At 68.6% G+C, this 20,063-nt stretch carries 20 protein-coding genes; 8 read left to right on the forward strand and 12 right to left on the reverse strand.

Annotated features, from left to right (window positions below; translation table 11 throughout):
• Positions 1-232: 232 nt before the first annotated feature.
• A complete protein-coding gene (locus AC5Y4Z_RS02045) occupies positions 233-937 on the forward strand; it encodes a hypothetical protein (RefSeq protein WP_499960576.1) in 705 nt (234 codons plus the stop codon).
• Between the two features lie 55 nt (positions 938-992).
• On the opposite strand, the gene AC5Y4Z_RS02050 is transcribed toward AC5Y4Z_RS02045, so the two are convergent.
• Complete coding sequence (locus AC5Y4Z_RS02050; RefSeq protein WP_499960577.1) at positions 993-1,481, reverse strand: hypothetical protein; 489 nt, start codon at positions 1,479-1,481, stop codon at positions 993-995.
• A complete protein-coding gene (locus AC5Y4Z_RS02055) occupies positions 1,481-2,050 on the reverse strand; it encodes a class I SAM-dependent methyltransferase (RefSeq protein WP_499960578.1) in 570 nt (189 codons plus the stop codon). Before AC5Y4Z_RS02055 ends, AC5Y4Z_RS02050 begins: the two co-directional genes overlap by 1 nt.
• 34 nt (positions 2,051-2,084) lie before the next feature.
• Here AC5Y4Z_RS02055 and AC5Y4Z_RS02060 point away from each other — a divergent pair, with 34 nt between their 5' ends.
• Positions 2,085-3,485: a DNA polymerase IV gene (locus tag AC5Y4Z_RS02060; protein WP_499960579.1), complete on the forward strand. Its 1,401-nt coding sequence runs from the start codon at positions 2,085-2,087 to the stop codon at positions 3,483-3,485.
• Here the strand turns inward: AC5Y4Z_RS02060 and AC5Y4Z_RS02065 are convergent.
• Positions 3,450-4,376, reverse strand: coding sequence for an asparaginase (locus tag AC5Y4Z_RS02065; protein ID WP_499960580.1), 927 nt, complete (start codon positions 4,374-4,376; stop codon positions 3,450-3,452). The two genes, AC5Y4Z_RS02060 and AC5Y4Z_RS02065, sit on opposite strands and share 36 nt — an antisense overlap.
• 41 nt (positions 4,377-4,417) lie before the next feature.
• Here AC5Y4Z_RS02065 and lspA point away from each other — a divergent pair, with 41 nt between their 5' ends.
• Complete coding sequence (gene lspA, locus AC5Y4Z_RS02070; protein WP_499960581.1) at positions 4,418-4,996, forward strand: signal peptidase II; 579 nt, start codon at positions 4,418-4,420, stop codon at positions 4,994-4,996.
• A complete protein-coding gene (locus AC5Y4Z_RS02075) occupies positions 4,993-5,919 on the forward strand; it encodes an RluA family pseudouridine synthase (RefSeq protein ID WP_499960583.1) in 927 nt (308 codons plus the stop codon). Before lspA ends, AC5Y4Z_RS02075 begins: the two co-directional genes overlap by 4 nt.
• 9 nt (positions 5,920-5,928) lie before the next feature.
• On the opposite strand, the gene AC5Y4Z_RS02080 is transcribed toward AC5Y4Z_RS02075, so the two are convergent.
• Entirely contained in the window at positions 5,929-6,687 is a 759-nt protein-coding gene (locus AC5Y4Z_RS02080; protein ID WP_499960584.1) for a class I SAM-dependent methyltransferase, read from the reverse strand.
• Between the two features lie 39 nt (positions 6,688-6,726).
• Positions 6,727-7,098, reverse strand: coding sequence for a group I truncated hemoglobin (locus AC5Y4Z_RS02085; RefSeq protein WP_499960585.1), 372 nt, complete (start codon positions 7,096-7,098; stop codon positions 6,727-6,729).
• 235 nt (positions 7,099-7,333) lie between these two features.
• Between AC5Y4Z_RS02085 and AC5Y4Z_RS02090 the strand changes: the two genes are divergently transcribed.
• The 3 genes from AC5Y4Z_RS02090 (at position 7,334) to AC5Y4Z_RS02100 (ending at position 9,880) form a co-directional block, all read left to right on the forward strand.
• Positions 7,334-8,353 carry an SDR family NAD(P)-dependent oxidoreductase gene (locus AC5Y4Z_RS02090; protein ID WP_499960586.1) on the forward strand — a complete coding sequence of 340 codons (1,020 nt, stop codon included), beginning with the start codon at positions 7,334-7,336 and terminating at the stop codon, positions 8,351-8,353.
• A 4-nt stretch (positions 8,354-8,357) separates the two neighbouring features.
• Positions 8,358-9,161, forward strand: coding sequence for an SDR family NAD(P)-dependent oxidoreductase (locus tag AC5Y4Z_RS02095; RefSeq protein WP_499960588.1), 804 nt, complete (start codon positions 8,358-8,360; stop codon positions 9,159-9,161).
• 287 nt (positions 9,162-9,448) lie between these two features.
• On the forward strand, positions 9,449-9,880 hold the full coding sequence (locus AC5Y4Z_RS02100) for a type II toxin-antitoxin system Rv0910 family toxin (protein WP_499960589.1): 432 nt from the start codon (positions 9,449-9,451) through the stop codon (positions 9,878-9,880).
• Here the strand turns inward: AC5Y4Z_RS02100 and AC5Y4Z_RS02105 are convergent.
• From AC5Y4Z_RS02105 to AC5Y4Z_RS02120, 4 genes are all read right to left on the reverse strand, one after another.
• Positions 9,828-10,280 (reverse strand): hypothetical protein, encoded by a 453-nt coding sequence (locus tag AC5Y4Z_RS02105; protein WP_499960590.1) that lies wholly within the window; start codon positions 10,278-10,280, stop codon positions 9,828-9,830. The genes AC5Y4Z_RS02100 and AC5Y4Z_RS02105 overlap by 53 nt on opposite strands.
• Positions 10,281-10,312: 32 nt before the next feature.
• The gene (locus AC5Y4Z_RS02110; RefSeq protein WP_499960592.1) at positions 10,313-13,231 is read right to left on the reverse strand and encodes an MMPL/RND family transporter; all 2,919 of its coding nucleotides are present in this window, start codon (positions 13,229-13,231) and stop codon (positions 10,313-10,315) included.
• The gene (locus tag AC5Y4Z_RS02115) at positions 13,228-13,674 is read right to left on the reverse strand and encodes an MmpS family transport accessory protein (protein WP_499960593.1); all 447 of its coding nucleotides are present in this window, start codon (positions 13,672-13,674) and stop codon (positions 13,228-13,230) included. The genes AC5Y4Z_RS02110 and AC5Y4Z_RS02115 overlap by 4 nt, the downstream gene beginning before the upstream one ends.
• Positions 13,675-13,763: 89 nt before the next feature.
• The gene (locus tag AC5Y4Z_RS02120; RefSeq protein ID WP_499960594.1) at positions 13,764-14,366 is read right to left on the reverse strand and encodes a TetR/AcrR family transcriptional regulator; all 603 of its coding nucleotides are present in this window, start codon (positions 14,364-14,366) and stop codon (positions 13,764-13,766) included.
• 92 nt (positions 14,367-14,458) lie between these two features.
• On the opposite strand from AC5Y4Z_RS02120, the gene dnaE reads away from it, so the two are divergent.
• A complete protein-coding gene (gene dnaE, locus AC5Y4Z_RS02125; protein WP_499960595.1) occupies positions 14,459-17,995 on the forward strand; it encodes a DNA polymerase III subunit alpha in 3,537 nt (1,178 codons plus the stop codon).
• 83 nt (positions 17,996-18,078) lie between these two features.
• Here the strand turns inward: dnaE and AC5Y4Z_RS02130 are convergent, their stop codons facing one another.
• The 3 genes from AC5Y4Z_RS02130 to AC5Y4Z_RS02140 are packed head-to-tail and all read right to left on the reverse strand — an operon-like array spanning position 18,079 to position 19,994.
• Complete coding sequence (locus AC5Y4Z_RS02130; protein ID WP_499960596.1) at positions 18,079-18,447, reverse strand: thiocyanate hydrolase; 369 nt, start codon at positions 18,445-18,447, stop codon at positions 18,079-18,081.
• A 10-nt stretch (positions 18,448-18,457) separates the two neighbouring features.
• Positions 18,458-19,162, reverse strand: coding sequence for a thiocyanate hydrolase subunit gamma (scnC, locus tag AC5Y4Z_RS02135; RefSeq protein WP_499960597.1), 705 nt, complete (start codon positions 19,160-19,162; stop codon positions 18,458-18,460).
• 10 nt (positions 19,163-19,172) lie between these two features.
• On the reverse strand, positions 19,173-19,994 hold the full coding sequence (locus AC5Y4Z_RS02140) for an SH3-like domain-containing protein (RefSeq protein WP_499960599.1): 822 nt from the start codon (positions 19,992-19,994) through the stop codon (positions 19,173-19,175).
• Between the last annotated feature and the right edge of the window lie 69 nt (positions 19,995-20,063).

Here is a 20,063-nt window from a genome sequence, read left to right on the forward strand (position 1 = left end):
GCGGTTAGCGAGGCGTTTCGCGAGAGCGGGTCACGGTAGGTGCACGTTCGCGGAAGGGGTGGCCTCTGTTGGGCCGCGAGGGTGCGGTTAGCGAGGCGTTTCGCGAGAGCCGGTCACGGTAGGTGCACTTTCGCGGCGGATTTTTCAGAAAAAGTGTCCGACCCGTCGGGGGTGGCTGCTCCTACCTGTGACGACGGCCCAACGGGGGCCGCGACCACAGTTAAGGAACACCATGAGCACCATCGAAGACTTCCAGTCGACGACATTCGCCGCCATCCCGCAGGACGACCTGACCGTCGCCGAGGCCTGGGCGTCGAGCCCGCTGGGCGACCCCGCGATCGAAGACGGATCGCTGTGGCAGCCCGCGAAATTCGAGGACTTCCCCGCCACGACCGTGACCGCGAAGCCGCGGTCGAGGGGCAGCAACGCCCTGGTGGCCGCGGCCGTGGTCGCCGCCGTCGGGATGGCCTCCGGGCTTGGCCTGATGCTGCTCGACGGGTCGGGTTCGAAGGAGCAGAAGCCGGCCGTCGTGGTCCCGAACTCCAGCGTCGGCGCGGTGACGCCCCAGGCCCCCAGCCCGGTCGCGCCGCCGCCGGTGGCCCCGGCACCGCCATCGGCGGCGACGCCTCCCGACGCCGGGCAACCCGCGGCCGGCGGCGGGGCGGAAGCGCCGGTGGTGACCGTTCCGGCGCCGGTAACGGCCCCGGTCGACCCGGGCGCCCCGCCGCCCCCGCCGTCGGTCACCGTCAACATCCCGCCGGTGATCCCGGTGCCCATCCCGATACCGGTGCCGCCGCAGCCGCCGCAGCCGCAGCCGCAGCCGCCGCAGGGCGGCGGCCACCCGCCGATCGTGCACGGGCCCGCCGGCTGCATCCCCTGTCAGCAGCCGATCCACCCGGAACCGGTTCAGCAGCAGCCGGTTCAGCAGCATCACTGAGCGGGGCGCCGGGCGCGGCCGGACATGATCCGGCCTCGCCCTTTGCGCTCAAGGACTAGCCGCGGCGGGCCCGCAGCGCGCGACGGGCGTGCGGCCAGAACGGCATGCCGGCCACCACGGTCGCGCCGGTCGCGATGACGCCGACGGCGACGTCGACGCTCTCGCGGCCCTCGCGCGCCCAGTAGACGTCCTCGAGGTCCAGCAGCAGCGCCAACTCGTCGACGATCATCGCGTTGGCCGCACCGAACGCGACCGCGGCCGCGGGGTGCCGTCGCTGCTGTTCCGTGCCGCGCAGACCGACCGCGGCCACCGTCGCCAACAGCCCGATCCCGAGGTTGTAGTGGTGAAAGTGCTTGCCCCCCAGCGACATACCGCCGCCCGAGGGCCCGTGGCCGGCGCGGATCCAGTGCGTGAGCCCGCGCAGCCCGGCGAACGTCAGCGTGAACGACGCCCAGGCCAGGACGGTGGCCTGCTCGCCGGGTTCCAGCCGCTCGCTCCATTGGTGGCGCAGGCGCTCCCATTGCGACGACGCGTCGGCACCCATCACGCCGCCTTGACCGCCCGCCAGCGCTGCGTGCCCGTGCCCACCTCGACCTCCACATCGCGAAAACCCGCCGCGCGCAACCGGTCCGGCAGTGTCCCGGGCGGGATCGGGTTGCAGGTGTCGCGGAAATGCAGAATCCGGAACAGCGTCGACGGCACGCTGTCGCTGCCGGCGAACACCCCGCCGGGACGCAGCACCCGGAACGCCTCGGCGAACAACCGGTCCTGCAGCTCGGCGGTCGGCACGTGGTGCAGCATCGTGAAGGACACCACCGAGCTGAACTCGTTGTCCGGCAACCCCGTATCGGCGCCGTCGCCGTTGATGATGCGCGCGCGATCGCCGTAGAGCTCCTGCAGTCGCTGCGCCATCGGGGCATCGATCTCCACTGCGGTGAGCCTGGTCGTCTTGTCGACCAGCACCCGCAGAAAGGAGCCGTACCCGGGCCCGATCTCCAGCGTGTTGTCGCCCAGCTCCACGCCGGCCAGGACCGTCGGCAACACGTGGGTTTCCACCTCTTTGGCCCAGCGGTTGGAGTTGCAGCACAGCCGGTGGCAGAGGTTCATCGCCATACGCCAAGACGCTAGCCCAATACCATTTGGCGTTGTGGAGTTCCGGTGGGTGCTGCACCTGGACATGGATGCGTTCTTCGCCTCGGTCGAACAGCTCACCCGGCCCACCCTGCGGGGGCGGCCGGTGCTGGTCGGCGGCCTGGGCGGACGGGGCGTGGTGGCCGGCGCCAGCTACGAGTCCCGGGTGTTCGGCGCGCGGTCGGCGATGCCGATGCACCAGGCGCGCCGGCTGGTGGGCGTGACCGCGGTGGTGCTGCCGCCGCGCGGCGTGGTGTACGGGGTGGCCAGCCGCCGGGTGTTCGACACCGTGCGCAGCGTCGTGCCGGTCGTCGAGCAGCTGTCCTACGACGAGGGTTTCGGTGAGCCGCCGCAACTCGCCGGGGCGTCGGCCGAGGACGTCGAGGCGTTCTGCGAGGCCCTGCGGCGACGGGTGCGCGACGAGACCGGCCTGGTGGCGTCGGTCGGCGCGGGCTCGGGCAAGCAGATCGCCAAGATCGCGTCGGGGCTGGCCAAACCCGATGGTGTACGGGTGGTTCGGCGCGCCGAGGAACAGCGGCTGCTGGACGGGCTGCCGGTGCGGCGGCTGTGGGGCATCGGCCCGGTCGCCGAGGAGAAGCTGAACCGGCTCGGCATCGAGACGATCGGGCAGCTGGCCGCGCTGACCGACGTCGAGGTGGCCAACATCCTGGGCGCGACGGTCGGCCCGGCGCTGCATCGCCTGGCCCGCGGCATCGACGACCGGCCCGTCGCCGAGCGCGCCGAGGCCAAGCAGATCAGCTCCGAGTCCACCTTCGCCGCCGATCTGACCAGCCTGGAGCAGCTGCGCGACGCGATCGACCCGATCGCCGAGCACGCCCACCAACGGCTGCTGCGCGACGGCCGGGGCGCCCGCACCGTCACGGTGAAGCTGAAGAAGTCCGACATGAGCACGCTGACCCGCTCGGCCACGCTGCCCTACGCGACGACGGAGGCCGGCGCGCTGGTCGCGGTGGCCCGCCGGCTGCTGCTCGACCCCCGCGAGGTCGGGCCGATTCGCCTTCTGGGCGTGGGTTTTTCGGGGCTGAGCGACGTCCGGCAGGAGTCGTTGTTCCCGGACCTGGAGATGTCGGGGGAGAACCCGGAGGAACACCATGTCGAAACGGCGGCCGACGCGATGTTCGCGCCGGCCCCGGAAAGCTCGCGGTGGCGGATCGGCGACGACGTCGCGCACCGCGAGTTCGGGCACGGCTGGGTGCAGGGCGCGGGCCACGGCGTGGTGACCGTGCGGTTCGAGACCCGGAGTTCGGGGCCGGGCCAGGCGCGCACGTTTCCCGCCGATACCGGCGACCTCGCGGGCGCCAACCCGGTCGACTCCCTGGACTGGCCGGAGTATGTCGGTGCGCTGCAGGCCGACGCGCTGCTAGCCCCAGCGGCCGAGGACGTCGGCGACGGGTAGCCCCGCGGCCAGCGCCGCCATCACCAGCACCCGGGCCTGCGGCGGCCGCAGCCGCGGCACCAGCACCGCGCCGGCCGCGGCCATGTCGTGGCCGGGGCCGTAACCCGCGCCGACCCGCCCGCCGGGGACCCGGGTGGACACCGCGACGACCACCCCGTCGCCGCAGTGGCGGCGCACCCCGTCGACGACGGCCGGCCCGGCGTTGCCGGATCCGAGCGCCTCCAGCACGACGCCCCGGGCGCCGGCGGCCACGCAGGCGTCCAGGGCCACCGCGTCGCTGCCGAGGTAGGCCGCGACGACGTCGACCCGCGGCGCGCCGGCGGCGTCCAGATCGCCGAGGTAGGGCCGGGTCTTGGGGCCCCGCAGCGTCACATCGCCCTTCACGGTGCCGACCAGCTCGCCGGCGAAACCGCTCAGGTCGTCGGTGGCCACCTTGTGCAGGCCCAGCGGCTGCAACACCCGGCCGGCGAAACACACCAGCACCCCCAGGCCCCGGGCGGCCGGGCTGGCCGCGACGGCCAGCGCGTCGCGCAGGTTGGCCGGGCCGTCGGCGTCGGCGGCGTCGGCGCTGCGCATGGCCCCGGTGAGCACGACCGGGACGTTTCCCGCGTGGGTGAGGTCCAGCCACAGGGCGGTTTCTTCCATGGTGTCGGTGCCGTGGGTGACGACCACGCCGTCGGCGCCGGCCCCGATCGCCGCGCACACCGCGGCGCGGATCCGGTCCCAATCGGCCAGGGTCAGCTCCGAGCTGTCGAGCGCGAGCAGGTCGACGACGTCGACGTCGAGGCCCGCCGTGAGGTCGGCGCCGCTGTAGGCGGGCCGGCGCACGCCGTCGGCGCCCTTGCCGGTCGAGATGGTCCCTCCGGTGGCGATGACGGTGAGGCGGGGCATGGTGGCATCATCGCGCGTCCGGCTTAAGGAATGATGGGGACGTGCCCGAGAAACCAACAGGACCGACCCCGGAGGCCGAGCCCAGGCCCCCGCGGCGGCTGCGCCTGCTGCTGTCGGTCGCGGCGGTGGTGTTGACCCTGGACATCGTGACCAAGGTGCTCGCCGTCAAGCTGCTGCCGCCCGGGCAGCCGGTGTCGATCATCGGCGACACCGTGACCTGGACCCTGGTGCGCAACTCGGGCGCGGCGTTCTCGATGGCCACCGGATACACCTGGGTGCTGACGCTGATCGCGACGGGCGTGGTGGTCGGCATCTTCTGGATGGGCCGGCGGCTGGTGTCGCCGTGGTGGGCGGTCGGGCTCGGGATGATCCTGGGCGGCGCGATGGGCAACCTGGTCGACCGCTTCTTCCGCGCGCCCGGGCCGCTGCGCGGCCACGTCGTGGACTTCCTGTCGGTGGGCTGGTGGCCGGTGTTCAACGTCGCCGACCCGTCCGTGGTGGGCGGGGCGATCCTATTGGTGGTGCTGTCGATCTTCGGCTACGACTTCGACATCGCCGGCCGGCGCAAGGCCCCCGAGCCCGACTCCCGCGGCCGGCGAAAGGCCGACCAGCACCAATGACCGACCGTTCGATGCCGGTCCCGGAGGGGCTGGCGGGCATGCGCGTCGACGCCGGGCTGGCGCGCCTGCTCGGCCTGTCGCGCACGGCGGCGGCCGCGCTGGCCGAGGACGGGGGCGTGGAACTCGACGGGGTGCAGGCCGGGAAATCCGACCGGTTGACGCCCGGCGCCTGGCTGCAGGTGCGCCTGCCGGAGGCCCCTGCGCCGCTGGAGAACACCCCCGTCGACATCGAGGGCATGACGATCCTGTACTCCGACGACGACATCGTCGCGGTCGACAAGCCCGCCGCGGTGGCCGCGCACGCGTCGGTCGGCTGGAGCGGACCCACGGTGCTCGGCGGGCTGGCCGCCGCCGGCTACCGGATCACCACCTCCGGCGTGCCCGAGCGCCAGGGCATCGTGCACCGCCTCGACGTCGGCACCTCCGGGGTGATGGTGGTGGCGCTGTCCGAGCGCGCCTACACGCTGCTCAAGCGGGCGTTCAAGCAGCGCACCGTCGACAAGCGCTACCACGCGCTGGTGCAGGGCCATCCGGATCCGTCCAGCGGGACGATCGACGCGCCGATCGGTCGGCACCGCGGTGGCGAGTGGAAGTTCGCCGTCACCAAGGACGGCCGCCACAGCCTCACCCACTACGACACCGTCGAGGCGTTCGTCGCGGCCAGCCTGCTCGACGTGCACCTGGAAACCGGCCGCACCCACCAGATCCGGGTGCACTTCGCGGCGCTGCATCACCCGTGCTGCGGCGACCTCGTCTACGGCGCCGACCCGAAGCTGGCGAAAAGGCTTGGGCTGCAACGTCAATGGCTGCACGCGCGGTCGTTGTCCTTCGCCCACCCGGCCGACGGCAGGCGGATGGAGATCGTCAGCCCGTATCCGCCCGATCTGCAGCACGCGCTCGACGTGCTGCGCGACGACGGCTGATCGCTTGCGTCATTGGGGCTTGCGGGCCTCCACGAGCACCCGGGTGGCGTGGGCGACGTAGGGGCCGTCGGCCTCGATGCGCTCGTGCAGTTCACGCAGCCGGTCGCGGTAGCGGTCGACGGTGAAGTCCGGCACCGTCCAGACCACCTTGCGCAGGAAGTAGACGACGGCGCCGATGTCGAAGAACTCGGCGCGCAGCCGTTCCATGCGCAGATCCACGACCTGCAGGCCGGCGTTTTCCACCTGCGCGCGCACGGCGTCGGGGTGGAACTCGGCCCACTTCTCCGGCTGCGGCCCGATGAAGTACTCGACCAGCTCGCCCATGGTGGCGGGCCCGATGTGCTGGGCGAAGTAGGTGCCGCCCGGCCGCAGCACCCGCAGGATCTCGGTCCACCACACCGAGATCGGATGGCGGGTGGTGATTAGGTCGAACGCCTCGTCGGCGAACGGCAACGGCGGCTCGTCGCGGGTCGCCACGACCACCACGCCGAGCGGATGCAGCCGTTGGGTCGCCAGCGCCGCGTTCGGCGGCCAGGTCTCGATGGCGACCATGGTCGGCGGGAACGGGCCCGCGCCGGAGAGCACCTCGCCGCCCCCGGTGTGGATGTCCAGCGCCGCCGACACCGTCGCCAGGCGGCCGCGCAGCAACCGCTGATAGCCCCACGACGGCCGCTCCTCCGTCGCGCGCCCGTCGAGCCAGGAGAAGTCCCAGCCGTCCACGGATACCGAATCGGCCTCGTCCACCAGATCGTCGAATGAGCGCCCCATGTGTTGCATTGTTCACGATGGCGCCCCGATCTTTGCGGCTCAGACCGTGGTGGTTTCCTGCGACGCGATCTCGGGGGCCAACGGCGCGATGGCGCCGATGATCTCGGCGACCGTCTCGGGGGGCACGCCGGCGGCGGAGAGCGCGTCGGTCAGGTGCCCGGCGACCAGGTCGAAGTGGTGCATGGTGATGCCGCGGCCCTGGTGCACCTGCTTCATCGGCGCGCCTGTGTAGGGCTCGGGCCCGCCGAGCGCGGCCGCGAAGAACTCGGCCTGCTTGCCCCTGAGGCGGTTCATGTTGGTGCCGGCGAAAAAGCCGGACAGTTCGGTGTCGGCGAGCACCCTGATGTAGAAGTCTTCGACCACCGCTTCGATGGCCTCGTGCCCGCCGATGCGGTCATAGATCGTTTCCATGACGCCGATTGGACCATCGCGGCGTTGCCCGCCCGTTAGTGCGCGATCACGCCCGGATTGCGTTCTGTAACAAGCGGATTGCTGATCAGCGGCCTTGCGGGGCGCTGCCGCGTGAGCCTCGACACTCCCGGTTACCTGACGGAAATTCGCATCCGGTGGCCGACCGATGCCCTAGGTTAGGTGCTATGACCCACGTCACAGTGCTCGTCCTGAACCCGTCAGGAGCTTTAAGCGGATGAATCTCTTCGGTGACTTGACGAATCTGGTGGAAAAGCCGTTCGCGGCGGTCTCCAACATCATCAACACCCCCAACTCCGCCGGGCGGTATCGGCCGTTCTACCTGCGCAATCTGCTGGATGCGGTGCAGGGCCGCACGCTCGAGGACGCCGTCGAAGGCAGGACCGTCCTGATCACCGGGGGGTCGTCGGGCATCGGCGAGGCGGCTGCCAAGAAGATCGCGGAGGCCGGCGGCGTGGTGGCGCTGGTGGCCCGCACGCGGGAGAACCTCGAGAAGGTGGCGTCGGAGATTCAGGGGAGTGGGGGGACCGCCCACGTCTACCCGTGCGACCTCACCGACATGGACGCCATCGCCGCGATGGCCGACCAGGTGCTCGACGACCTCGGCGGCGTCGACATTCTGGTCAACAATGCGGGGCGGTCGATCCGGCGCTCGCTGAAGCTGTCCTACGACCGCATCCACGACTACCAGCGGACGATGCAACTGAACTATCTCGGCGCGGTCCAGCTGATCCTCAAGTTCATCCCGGGGATGCGGGAACGCGGATATGGGCAGATCATCAACGTTTCCTCGGTGGGGGTGCAGACGCGCGCGCCGCGGTTCGGCGCCTATATCGCGAGCAAGGCCGCGCTGGACAGCCTGTGCGACGCGCTGCAGGCCGAGGTCGTCAACGACGACGTCAAGTTCACCACAGTGCACATGGCGCTGGTACGCACGCCGATGATCAGCCCGACCACCATGTACGACAAGTTCCCGGCGCTGACGCCCGACCAGGCGGCCGGCGTGATCACCGACGCGATCGTGCACCGGCCGCGACGCGCGAGCTCGCCGTTCGGGCAGTTCGCCGCCGTCGCCGACGCCGTGAACCCGGCGGTGATGGACCGGGTGCGCAACCGCGCGTTCGCCATGTTCGCGGATTCCGACGCGGCCAAGGGCGGCGAAACGCCCAGTGACGCACAGCCTTTCGACAAGCGCAGCGAGACGTTTGTGCGGGCGACTCGCGGGATACATTGGTGAGATCATGAGCCTTCCGAAACCCGACACCGACACGACCGTCGTCATCACCGGAGCCTCTTCGGGTATCGGCGCCGAACTGGCCCGCGGCCTGGCCCGGCGCGGCTTCCCGCTGCTGCTGGTCGCGCGGCGCCGTGAGCGCCTCGACGAACTGGCCAACGACGTGGGCCAGGAGTACTCGGTGGCCGTCGAGGTGCTGCCGCTGGACCTCAGCGACGCCAAGGCCCGTGCGCGGCTGGGGGACCGGCTGCGGGCCGAGCCGATCGCCGGGCTGTGCAACAGCGCCGGTTTCGGGACCAGCGGGGTGTTCCACGAGTTGCCGGTGGAACGCGAAAGCGAAGAGGTGGTGCTCAACGCGCTGGCGTTGATGGAGCTCACGCACGCGGCGCTGCCCGGCATGATCGACCGCGGCGCCGGCGCGGTGATGAACATCGCGTCGATCGCCGGTTTCCAGCCGTTGCCCTACATGGCGGTGTATTCGGCGACCAAGGCGTTCGTGCAGACGTTCTCCGAGGCCATCCACGAGGAACTGCACGGCACCGGTGTATCCGTCACGGTGCTGTGCCCGGGGCCGGTGCCGACGGAGTGGGCCGAGATCGCCAACGCCGAGCGCTTCAGCATTCCCGTCGCGCAGGTCTCGCCGCGCGATGTCGCCGAGGCCGCCATCGGCGGGATGCTCGCCGGCAAGCGCAGCGTGGTGCCCGGCATCGTGCCCAAGGTCGTCAGCACCGGCGGCCGATTTGCCCCGCGCAGCCTGCTGTTGCCGGGGATCCGGATCGGCAACCGATTCCGTGGGGGACCAAGCAAGTAGGGGCCGCTGAGCCTCGCTGATCGGTTGTGAATCCTTGGCGTCGGGTGTGAGTGTAGGGCGGGAAAATCGCCGGATCGCCGCCCTGTGTTCACTTTCAAAGCCGTGGGCTCACAGTCAATGCCTGAGCGGGCCGGCGGCGCTGTCGCCAACGGCGCGGAGCCCCGCCATCGGTTGTGAATCCTTGGCGTCGGGTGTGAGTGTAGGGCGGGGAAATCGCCGGATCGCCGCCCTGTGTTCACTTTCAAAGCCGTGGGTTCACAGTCAATGCCCTGCCTTAGGCTGGCGCTATGGCTTCCGTCGAAATGACCGCCGACGTGCCGATGGCCCCGCAGGACATGTGGGACCACGTCTCGGACCTGTCCGGGCTGGGCGATTGGCTGGTGATGCACGAGGGCTGGCGCAGCGAGCTGCCCGACGAGATCACCGAGGGCACCGAGATCATCGGGGTGGCGCGGTCGAAGGGCCTGCGCAACCGGGTGACGTGGACGGTGACGAAGTGGGACCCGCCGCGGGAGGTCGCGATGAAGGGATCCGGCAAGGGCGGAACGAAATACGGCGTCACGCTCACGGTGCGGCCCAGCAAGGACGGGTCGACGCTGGGCCTGCGCCTGGAGCTCGGGGGGCGGCCGCTGTTCGGCCCGGTGGGCTCGGCGGCGGCGCGCGCGGTCAAGGGAGACGTGGCGAAGTCGGTGCAGCAGTTTGTGGAGCTCTACGGCTAGGCAGACGCCGTTTCAAGACGGCGATCCTGAGTAGCTGAATCGTCAGGTTCGTGGCTCCCAGCATGGGGAACAGTCCGATGTAAATGCGAAGCGATCTGATGCTGTGCAGTTCGATGGTGCTGAACACGATGAAGCATCCGATGGTGAAAATGGCGGCGGGGATCGAGAAGGCCATCAAGGAGCCGCGATCGGCGATGGTCTGCGCGGCAAGATTCAACTCGTCCTGTGACATGGGTTCGCCCCGGCGCAATTTCCCCAAAACCCTTTTGACGCCGCCGATTTCCTCACCGATCGGATCGGGCGGGCGTTCCAGCAGCCGCTTGACGAAGGCAAAGACGAAGGCGGCGAGTACCAATTCCGTCACGCCGGTGAGCACCGCCAGATAACCAAACAGGCCCAACTCTAGTTACTCCTTTGTCGAGCGAGACCCGGTCAGGCGCGGGGTTTCATTGCCGCTGAAGGGGATTCGGGCGTGACTGCGGGGTCTCCGTCTTCCCAGAGCAGCAGTTGCCGAACCGCGGACCGCGGCCCGTAGGGGCGAAGCATGGTGCTGGCGGGGCGGGGGCGAACGCGTTGTGGCCACCAGAACCAGCGCCCCAGCAGCGCGGCGACGGACGGCGTCATGAACGACCGCACGATCAGCGTGTCGAACAACAGCCCCAGCGCGATCGTCGTCCCGATCTGACCGAGCACCAACAAGGAGGCGGACACAAAGGAGGCCATGGTGAAGGCGAATACCAGGCCCGCAGAGGTCACGACGGCTCCGCTGCCCGCCATCGAGCGGATGATCCCCGTATTCAGGCCGGCGTGAATTTCTTCCTTGAACCGCGAGATCAGCAGCAGGTTGTAGTCGGATCCGACCGCCAACAGGATGATCACGGATAGCGCCAGACAAATCCAGTAGAGCTTGATACCGAGGATGTCCTGCCAGACCAATACGGAAAGCCCGAACGAGGCGCCGAGCGAAAGCGCCACCGTCCCGACAATGACGATCGCGGCGACCAGGCTTCGCGTGATGATCACCATGATGAGCAGGATCAGGCTCAGCGCGGCTATTCCGGCGATCAGAAGGTCGTATTTGGCGCCCTCGGCGATGTCCTTGTACGTTGCGGCGGTGCCGGCGAGATAAATGTTGGAGTCCCCCAGGGGGGTGTTCTTCACTGCCTGTTTGGCCGCATTCCTGATCGGCTCGATGTGCGAAATGCCTTCGGGGGTGGCGGGATCGCCCTCGTGGGAGATGATCATGCGGGCGGCCTTGCCGTCCGGCGAGAGAAATAGTTTCAGTCCCCTCTTGAACTCCGGGTTGGCGAAAGCCTCGGGTGGCAGGTAGAAGGAATCGTCGTTTTTGGCGGCGTCATATGCCTGCCCCAGGGCGGTCGCGGTGTCGGTGTTCGCCCGCGTCTGCGCGTTGATGCCCAAGTTCGTGGCGTAGTTGGACAGCGTCAGGCCGAGGTTCTTCTCCTGGTCGGCGATCTGGGGTGGCAACAGCGTCACCAATTTCTGCTGGCCGGCATCCAGCTTGTCCAGGCTCGCGGTGAGCTTTTCAAACTGCGCACTGAGCTGATCGATCCCGTCGATCGCGTCGAAAACGGATCGCAGCGCAAAGCAGGCGGGGATGTCGTAGCAATGCCGCTCCCAGTAGAAGTAACTGCGAACTGGCCTGAAGAAGTCGTCGAAGTTCGCGATCTTGTCGCGCAGGTCGTTGATGACGGCGATCGTGTCGTGAAAGCTCTGGGTCTCGTCGTGCGTGGAGGCGGCGAGCTGCTTTTGCAGGCTGTACTGCTGGTTCAGGATGCCGATCGTGTCCTTCAGATTGTCGGCCTGCTTGAGCAAATCCTCGGCGCGCTCCTTCTGATAGTGCAGGTTCTCGATGCTGCCGATGCTGCCCGCGCTGATCTGAAAAGCCAGCGAGGTGTGCTCGAGCGGGGTTCCCAACGGCCTGGTCATGGACTGCACCTGGGCGATTCCGGGCAGGTGCGCGATCGCTTTCGCCACCCGCTCCAAATTGATCATGTCGGCCGGGTTGCGCATATCGTGGTCGGTTTCGATCATCAGCAACTCGGGGTTGAGCCGGGCCTGCGAAAAATGCCGCTCCGCGGCCGCATAGCCGACATTGGCCGGGGCGCTGGCCGGCATGTAGGCCCGGGCGTCGTAATTCGTCTTATATCCCGGCAAGGCGAGCAGGCCGATGAGGGCGACACCGGTGGCCACCACCAGGATCGGTCCGGGCCAGCGCACGATCGCGGTGCCGATGCGCCGCCAGCCCCGGGTCGCCATCTGGCGCTTGGGGTCGAACAACCCGAAGAGGCTGCCCACGGTGATCACCGCCGGGGCCAGGGTGAGCGCGGCCGCCAATGCGACCCCGATGCCGATCGCGGCGGGAATGCCCAGGCTCTGGAAATAATTCAGCCTGGTGAAGCGCAGACAGAGCACCGCCCCGGCCACAGTCAGGCCCGAACCCAACACCACATGGGTCGTCCCGCGGTACATGGTGTAGAAGGCGGTTTCGCGGTCCTGCCCGTCGTGCCGCGCCTCGTGGTAGCGGCCGACGAAGAAGATCGCGTAGTCGGTGCCGGCGGCGATGACGAGCAGTGTCAGCAGGTTCGTCGCATACGTCGAGAGGCCGATCAGGCCGACGCTGCCCAGAAAAGCGACGATGCCCCGAGCCGCGGCCATTTCAACGATGACGGTGACCAGCACGAAGATCGCCGTGACGGAACGGTAGACCCAGAGCAACATCGCCAGGATCACCAGCACGGTGATCACGGTGACCTTGAAGATGCCCTTGCTGCCCACTTCGAACTGATCCGTGACCAGCGGGGCCGCACCGGTCACGTATGCCTTGACCCCGGTCGGTGCGGGCGTGTGCGCCACCATCTCGCGGATGGCGTCAACGGACGCGTTGGCCCTCGCATCGCCCTGGTTGCCGACCAGGTAGACCTGAACGTATGCGGCCCTGCCGTCTTTGCTTTGCGAGCCCGCCGCCGTCAGCGGGTCCCCCCAGAAATCCTGGACGTGCTGGACATGCTTGGTGTCGTGCTCGAGCTTGCGGACCAGGTCGTCGTAAAACCGGTGGGCATCCTCGCCCAGCGGCTTGTCGCCCTCCAAGACGATCATGGCCGCACTGTCGGAATCGAATTCGTGGAACACTTTGCCGATGTGTTGCATCGCCTGAAAAGACGGCGCATCCGGCGTGTTCAGGGATACGTTGTGCGCCTTGGCCACGTCCTCCAGATTCGGGACGGCGATGTTCGAGACCGCGGCCAGGGCTACCCAGAGCAACAGGATCGGCACCGAAAACCGGCGAATCGCTTGCGCCAGAGCGGGTTTCGGGGTGTGATCGGTGCTCATGCCGACTTCACCAGGCAAAAGGTATAGGCGCTCACCTGGTTGACGATCCTTTCGTCCTTGACGTCACCGTCCACCGTGATCCGACAGCCGAGCGAGTCGCTGTTGCCCTGGGCCACGAGGTTGCTGAAGGCCCCGGGCTGCGTCGTCACCATGGTCAGCGACCAGGGCAGGGGCGCGTTCAACACCTGCTGGGGCTGCACGTTGATGTCCACGTAATTGATGGTCGCCACCGCCCCGGGGTTGCCGAACACCTCGAGGGTGATGTGTTTGGGACTGAAGGGTTCGGTCTGATCGGAAATCCCGCCGCCCGCCGACGTGTTGTTGTGTGACCCGAAGACCCCGTGCAGCCGGTAGACGCAGAACACCGCGACGGCCACGACCACGACGACTACCAGCACGATCCACCCCCGTCTGACCAGGGATGTCAGTGAAAACCCCTTCACCCGTTGGCCTTTCGATGCTCGTGCGAAGCCTACGGTACTGACCAGTACTGCTCAATAGACGTGAGCGTACACTGCCTATGCGCTGCTTATCAAGAGGCCTGATACGGGGTGGGCCGGGTCAGGCCGGGGACGACGAAGTCGTCGACCAGGGCTTGCACCGTCTCCCGGGTGGGTGGGCGGCCGGGAATGATGGACCGGAAGATCAGGTAGCCGGGCAGCAGGTCCCACAGCTCGTCGGCGATCGCGGCCTCGGCGATCTCACCCCGGTCCACGGCCCGCCGGAGGATGTGCTCGAACAGGGCCTTGCGCTGATCGATGAATTGATGCTGCAGGGCGTCTTTGAGGGCGGGGTGGCGCGACACCTCGACCAGCACCGCGCGGATGGTGCCGGCGTGCTGGTGGCCCTGCCGGCAGATCGTCTCGCCCAGCTGCAACAGATCGCCCCGCAGCGTGCCGGTCTCGGGCGGGACCGCGACCTGGCGGATGCCCTCGATGAAGGCGGCCAGCACCAGCTCGGCCTTCGACGGCCAGCGCCGATACACCGTGGCCTTGCTGGCCCGGGCCTCGCTGACCACGGCATCCACCGTCAGCCCGTCGTAGCCGTGCTCCTGCAGCAGCCGCAACGTCACCGCGAGCAACTCGGCCTCACGCGGCGACCACGGTGATGCCCCTGCGTCCCGGTCGCCCGTCATAGCGCTCACCTTAAATCCGGGGCGGCGTTTTCCAGACACACGCGCAGACACGCCGGGGATGCGTCGGTGGTCGGTCATAGACTGGCGTCCCTATGAACCAATCCTTCGTGCACCTGCATAACCACACCGAGTACTCGATGCTGGACGGTGCCGCGAAGATCACGCCCCTGCTCGACGAGGTCGAGCGGCTGCAGATGCCCGCGATCGGGATGACCGACCACGGCAACATGTTTGGGGCAAGCGAGTTCTACAACGCGGCCACCAAGGCCGGGATCAAACCGATCATCGGGGTCGAGGCCTACATCGCGCCCGGCTCGCGCTTCGACACCCGCCGCATCACCTGGGGTGACCCCAGCCAGAAGGCCGACGACGTCTCCGGCAGCGGCTCCTACACGCACCTGACGATGCTGGCCGAGAACGCCGCCGGGCTGCGCAACCTGTTCAAGCTGACCTCGCTGGCCTCCTTCGAGGGGCAGCTGAGCAAGTGGGCGCGGATGGACGCCGAGCTCATCGCCGAACACGCCGAGGGCATCATCATCACCACCGGCTGCCCGTCCGGGGAGGTGCAGACGCGCCTTCGGCTGGGGCACGACCGCGAGGCGCTGGAGGCGGCCGCCCGGTGGCGCGAGATCGTCGGGCCGGACAACTACTTCCTCGAGCTGATGGACCACGGCCTGTCCATCGAACGGCGGGTCCGCGAGGGGCTGCTCGAGATCGGCCGCACGCTGAACATCCGCCCGCTGGCCACCAATGACTGCCACTACGTCACCCGCGACGCCGCCCACAACCACGAGGCGCTGTTGTGCGTGCAGACCGGCAAGACGCTGTCGGACCCCAACCGCTTCAAGTTCGACGGCGACGGCTACTACCTCAAGTCGGCCGGCGAGATGCGCCAGATCTGGGACGACGAGGTGCCGGGCGCCTGCGACTCGACGCTGTTGATCGCCGAGCGGGTGTCCTCCTACGACGAGGTGTGGGCGCCGCGCGACCGGATGCCGGTCTTCCCGGTGCCCGAGGGCCACGACCAGGCGTCCTGGCTGCGCCACGAGGTGGCCGCCGGGCTGGGCCGGCGGTTTCCGGCCGGCCCGCCCGACGGGTACGTCGCGCGGGCGGACTACGAGATCGACGTCATCTGCGGCAAGGGGTTCCCGTCGTACTTTTTGATCGTCGCCGACCTGATCAACTACGCCCGGTCGGTGGGCATCCGGGTCGGGCCCGGCCGGGGCTCGGCGGCGGGGTCGCTGGTCGCCTACGCGCTGGGCATCACCGACATCGACCCGATCCCGCACGGCCTGCTGTTCGAGCGGTTCCTCAACCCCGAGCGCACCTCGATGCCCGACATCGACATCGACTTCGACGACCGCCGCCGCGGCGAGATGGTGCGCTACGCCGCCGACAAGTGGGGCTCCGACCGGGTGGCCCAGGTCATCACGTTCGGCACCATCAAAACCAAAGCGGCGCTGAAGGATTCGGCGCGCATCCACTACGGCCAGCCCGGGTTCGCCATCGCCGACCGGATCACCAAGGCGCTGCCGCCGGCGATCATGGCCAAGGACATCCCGCTGTCGGGCATCACCGACCCCAGCCACGAGCGCTACAAGGAGGCCGCCGAGGTCCGCGGCCTGATCGAGACCGACCCCGACGTGCGCACCATCTACCAGACCGCGCGCGGCCTGGAGGGCCTGATCCGCAACGCCGGGGTGCACGCCTGCGCGGTGATCATGAGCAGCGAGCCGCTGACCGAGGCGATCCCGCTGTGGAAGCGGCCGCAGGACGGCGCCATCATCACCGGCTGGGACTACCCGTCGTGCGAGGCCATCGGCCTGCTGAAGATGGACTTCCTGGGCCTGCGCAACCTGACGATCATCGGCGACGCGATCGACAACATCAAGGCCAACAAGGGAATCGACCTGGACCTGGAGTCGGTGCCGCTGGACGACCAGGCCACCTACGAGCTGCTCGGCCGCGGCGACACGCTGGGCGTGTTCCAGCTCGACGGCGGGCCCATGCGCGACCTGCTGCGGCGCATGCAGCCGACGGGCTTCGAAGACATCGTCGCGGTGCTCGCGCTGTACCGGCCCGGCCCGATGGGCATGAATGCCCACAACGACTACGCCGACCGCAAGAACAACCGGCAGGCGATCAAGCCCATCCACCCCGAGCTCGAGGAGCCGCTGCGCGAGATCCTCGCCGAGACCTACGGCCTGATCGTGTATCAGGAGCAGATCATGCGCATCGCGCAGAAGGTGGCCAGCTACTCGCTGGCCCGAGCCGACATCCTGCGCAAGGCCATGGGCAAGAAGAAGCGCGAGGTGCTGGAGAAGGAGTTCGAGGGGTTCTCCGACGGCATGAAGGCCAACGGGTTTTCGGCCGGCGCCATCAAGGCGCTGTGGGACACCATCCTTCCGTTCGCCGACTACGCGTTCAACAAGTCGCACGCCGCCGGCTACGGGCTGGTGTCGTACTGGACCGCCTACCTGAAGGCCAACTACGCGAGCGAGTACATGGCCGGGCTTTTGACCTCGGTCGGCGACGACAAGGACAAGGCGGCCGTCTACCTCGCCGACTGCCGCAAGCTGGGCATCACGGTGCTGCCGCCCGACGTCAACGAGTCGGGGCTCAACTTCGCCTCGGTGGGCGCCGACATCCGCTACGGGCTGGGCGCGGTGCGCAACGTCGGCGCCAACGTGGTGAGCTCGTTGATCCAAACCCGCGGCGCCAAGGGGAAATTCACCGACTTCTCCGACTACCTGAACAAGATCGACATCTCGGCGTGCAACAAGAAGGTCACCGAGTCGCTGATCAAGGCGGGCGCGTTCGACTCGCTGGGGCACGCCCGCAAGGGCCTGTTCCTGGTGCACACCGACGCCGTCGACTCGGTGCTGGGCACCAAGAAGGCCGAGGCGATGGGGCAGTTCGACCTTTTCGGTGGCTCGGACGGGGAGGGCCCCGCTGATGCGGTGTTCACCATCAAGGTGCCCGACGACGAGTGGGAGGACAAGCACAAGCTTGCCCTGGAGCGAGAGATGCTGGGGCTCTACGTGTCCGGGCACCCGCTCAACCGCGTCGCGCACCTGCTGACCGCGCAGGTCGACACCGCGATCCCCGCCATCCTGGACGGCGACGTCGCCAACGACACCCAGGTGCGGGTCGGCGGCATCCTGGCGTCGGTGAACCGGCGGGTCAACAAGAACGGGATGCCGTGGGCGTCGGCGCAACTCGAGGACCTCACCGGCGGGATCGAGGTGATGTTCTTCCCGCACGCGTACTCCACCTTCGGCGCCGAGATCGTCGACGACGCGGTGGTGCTGATCAACGCCAAGGTGGCGATCCGCGACGACCGGATCGCGCTGATCGCCAACGACCTTGTGGTGCCGGACTTTTCCAGCGCCCAGGCCGACCGGCCGCTGGCGGTCAGCATGCCGACCCGGCAGTGCACCATCGACAAGGTCAGCGCGCTCAAGCAGGTGCTGGCGCGCCACCCCGGCACCTCCCAGGTGCACCTGCGGCTGATCAGCGGGGACAGGATCACCACGCTCGAGCTCGACGCGTCGCTGCGGGTGACGCCGTCGCCGGCGCTGATGGGCGACCTCAAGGAGCTGCTGGGCCCGGGCTGCCTCGGCGTCTAGGGATCCCGTCTGCCGCGAAAGTCCGCAAATGTACGCGGTTTACGGCGTGTCGGTGTACAAACACGGACACTCGCGAGGTGGGGTTACGCCTGTGCCGCTCCGGTTTCGAGGCGCGCCCGGACGGCCGCCATGCGCTCGGCCAGCGCCGCCTCGTCGATGACGTCGCGGGCGACCAGCGAGTGCGCGAGCGCGACGAGCTGGCTCTCGGGGTGGGGCAGGCCGGGATACACCTGTTCGGTGAGGCGGTCCTCGTCGTGGCGGCGGGTCAGCGGCTGCAGCGCCGAGCCTTCCCGGTCGAGCGCTTCGCACATCCCGTCGAGGCTCGACTTCCAGGGCGGCACCGGATTGCTCACGCCGTACTTCTCGGCCATCCGTGGCCACGCCTGACCGCCCCCGGCGACGCGCGACAGCGTCGGAACACTGCGGGCCGTGACGTCTCCGTCGTCCGTCATCCGTTGGCCCTCAGTAGTTTTCGGCCGGGCGGACCGCGGGGTGCACCGGGCGTTCCGCGTTGGACGTGACGCCGGGCTTGGGCAGCGCGACGCCGATCATGCAGTCACGGGTGACGATTTCGGCCAGCTGCTCCTCGCTCCAGCCGTCGGTCCCGTCCGGCCGGACCGGAAGCACCAGGAACCGGTGCTTGGAATTGGAGTCCTCCACGCGTATTTCGACGCTCTCCGGCAGGTAGAGGCCGAACTCCGCGAGAACCTGGCGAGGCCAGCGCACGATGCGCCGCCGGTAGTTCGGCGTGCGGTACCACTCGGGCGAGTTCCCCAGGACCGGGCGGGGATAGCACGAACACAGGGTGCACACGATCACGTGGTGCAGCGTCGGGGTGTCCTCGAGGACGTGCAGCGCGGTGAAGTCGCTGGGGGTTCCGAAGCCGGTCGGGTTGAGCCAGTCGATGCCAACCTCGCGGCTCGCGGCGATCGGATCCTCGAGCGCCAACTTCTTGAAATCCGGATTCGCCCACGCCTTGGCGACCAGCCGGGCGCCGGGCGCTGGGCCGATCTGCTCGACGAACTCAGTGTAGCGCCGGTGATCTTCGGCGGTGAACAGTCCCTTCTCAATCGCCAACTCGCGCAACGCGATTTCCAGCACCTCGAAGTCGGTGACCTCCTCGACCATCGGCGCCGCGTGGGGCTGACTGTCGTCGTGCTCTGCCATCTGGGTGCTCCTAGGCGGCCGGCCGCAGCCAGCGCTCCGAAATCTCCGCTTGGAGGGTGTCGTTTGCCGCGCCCTGGTAGGGCTGCCACAGGTCGGTCATCTTGAAGCGCACGATGTAGAACCACTCCGGGTCCTGGTCCTCGCGGTCGAACGCCTCGTCCTCGGGCGCCGGGCTCTCATACGAGACGCGGACGACCGTGCCCGGCTTGCCCCGCAGGTATTCCTGGGTGCGGGTGTAGAAGATGGTGGGCAGATCGCGCACCACCACCGCGTCGCCGACCGCGAACCGCGCTTCGCCGGCCATGCCGGCGAAGCATTGCGGGTCTCCCTTGCCGAGCGCCTCGGTGTGGTGGCGGTTGCGCGCGACCGCGTCGGCGTCGCCGACCGAGCGGGGCTCGGGTTGCAGCGCCGTGTCGCGGCGGGCCGCGCGCGTGTGGACCTCGTCGGCCCGCTCGATCAACTCGCCGAGCGTGATGTGGCGCTTGTCGATGAGGCAGCGCGCCATGGCCAAAACCCAACGGCCGTAATACGGGAAGCCGAGGTACTGCATCCGCCCGAGGTCGACGTTGCCGAGTCGCCGGCGCTCCTCCGAGGTCCAGATGCCCCGCCAGCCCAGCACCTCACAAGTGACGAACGTGTCGAGTTCCCACTGCTCTTCCTGTTTTTCCTCGAACGTCGCCGGGGCGTCCGGTTCGCCGCCGACGTCGTGCGAGGTCTTCGTCAGGGCGCGAAACAGGTCGTGGCCGACCTCGTCGGGATAGGCCCAGTCCTGCAACCGGTGAAACGCGACGCGCAGCTGGCTGACCACGTCGCCCAGCACGGAGTTGGCCATGGATCACCACCCTCAAGCCGAGTACCGAGGATGCCCGATCTAGCCACCGTAACACCGCCACCGACGGCT

Source organism: Mycobacterium sp. NGS63 (assembly GCF_059812295.1).

Excerpts from the sequence above, each read along its gene's own strand:
- AC5Y4Z_RS02045 (WP_499960576.1), top strand. The coding sequence starts at position 233 with ATGAGCACCATCGAAGACTTCCAGTCGACGACATTCGCCGCCATCCCG.
- AC5Y4Z_RS02050 (WP_499960577.1), bottom strand. The coding sequence starts at position 1,481 with ATGGGTGCCGACGCGTCGTCGCAATGGGAGCGCCTGCGCCACCAATGG.
- AC5Y4Z_RS02055 (WP_499960578.1), bottom strand. The coding sequence starts at position 2,050 with ATGGCGATGAACCTCTGCCACCGGCTGTGCTGCAACTCCAACCGCTGG.
- AC5Y4Z_RS02065 (WP_499960580.1), bottom strand. The coding sequence starts at position 4,376 with ATGCCCCGCCTCACCGTCATCGCCACCGGAGGGACCATCTCGACCGGC.
- AC5Y4Z_RS02075 (WP_499960583.1), top strand. The coding sequence starts at position 4,993 with ATGACCGACCGTTCGATGCCGGTCCCGGAGGGGCTGGCGGGCATGCGC.
- AC5Y4Z_RS02080 (WP_499960584.1), bottom strand. The coding sequence starts at position 6,687 with ATGGGGCGCTCATTCGACGATCTGGTGGACGAGGCCGATTCGGTATCC.
- AC5Y4Z_RS02085 (WP_499960585.1), bottom strand. The coding sequence starts at position 7,098 with ATGGAAACGATCTATGACCGCATCGGCGGGCACGAGGCCATCGAAGCG.
- AC5Y4Z_RS02090 (WP_499960586.1), top strand. The coding sequence starts at position 7,334 with ATGAATCTCTTCGGTGACTTGACGAATCTGGTGGAAAAGCCGTTCGCG.
- AC5Y4Z_RS02095 (WP_499960588.1), top strand. The coding sequence starts at position 8,358 with ATGAGCCTTCCGAAACCCGACACCGACACGACCGTCGTCATCACCGGA.
- AC5Y4Z_RS02100 (WP_499960589.1), top strand. The coding sequence starts at position 9,449 with ATGGCTTCCGTCGAAATGACCGCCGACGTGCCGATGGCCCCGCAGGAC.
- AC5Y4Z_RS02110 (WP_499960592.1), bottom strand. The coding sequence starts at position 13,231 with ATGAGCACCGATCACACCCCGAAACCCGCTCTGGCGCAAGCGATTCGC.
- AC5Y4Z_RS02120 (WP_499960594.1), bottom strand. The coding sequence starts at position 14,366 with ATGACGGGCGACCGGGACGCAGGGGCATCACCGTGGTCGCCGCGTGAG.
- dnaE (WP_499960595.1), top strand. The coding sequence starts at position 14,459 with ATGAACCAATCCTTCGTGCACCTGCATAACCACACCGAGTACTCGATG.
- AC5Y4Z_RS02130 (WP_499960596.1), bottom strand. The coding sequence starts at position 18,447 with ATGACGGACGACGGAGACGTCACGGCCCGCAGTGTTCCGACGCTGTCG.
- scnC (WP_499960597.1), bottom strand. The coding sequence starts at position 19,162 with ATGGCAGAGCACGACGACAGTCAGCCCCACGCGGCGCCGATGGTCGAG.
- AC5Y4Z_RS02140 (WP_499960599.1), bottom strand. The coding sequence starts at position 19,994 with ATGGCCAACTCCGTGCTGGGCGACGTGGTCAGCCAGCTGCGCGTCGCG.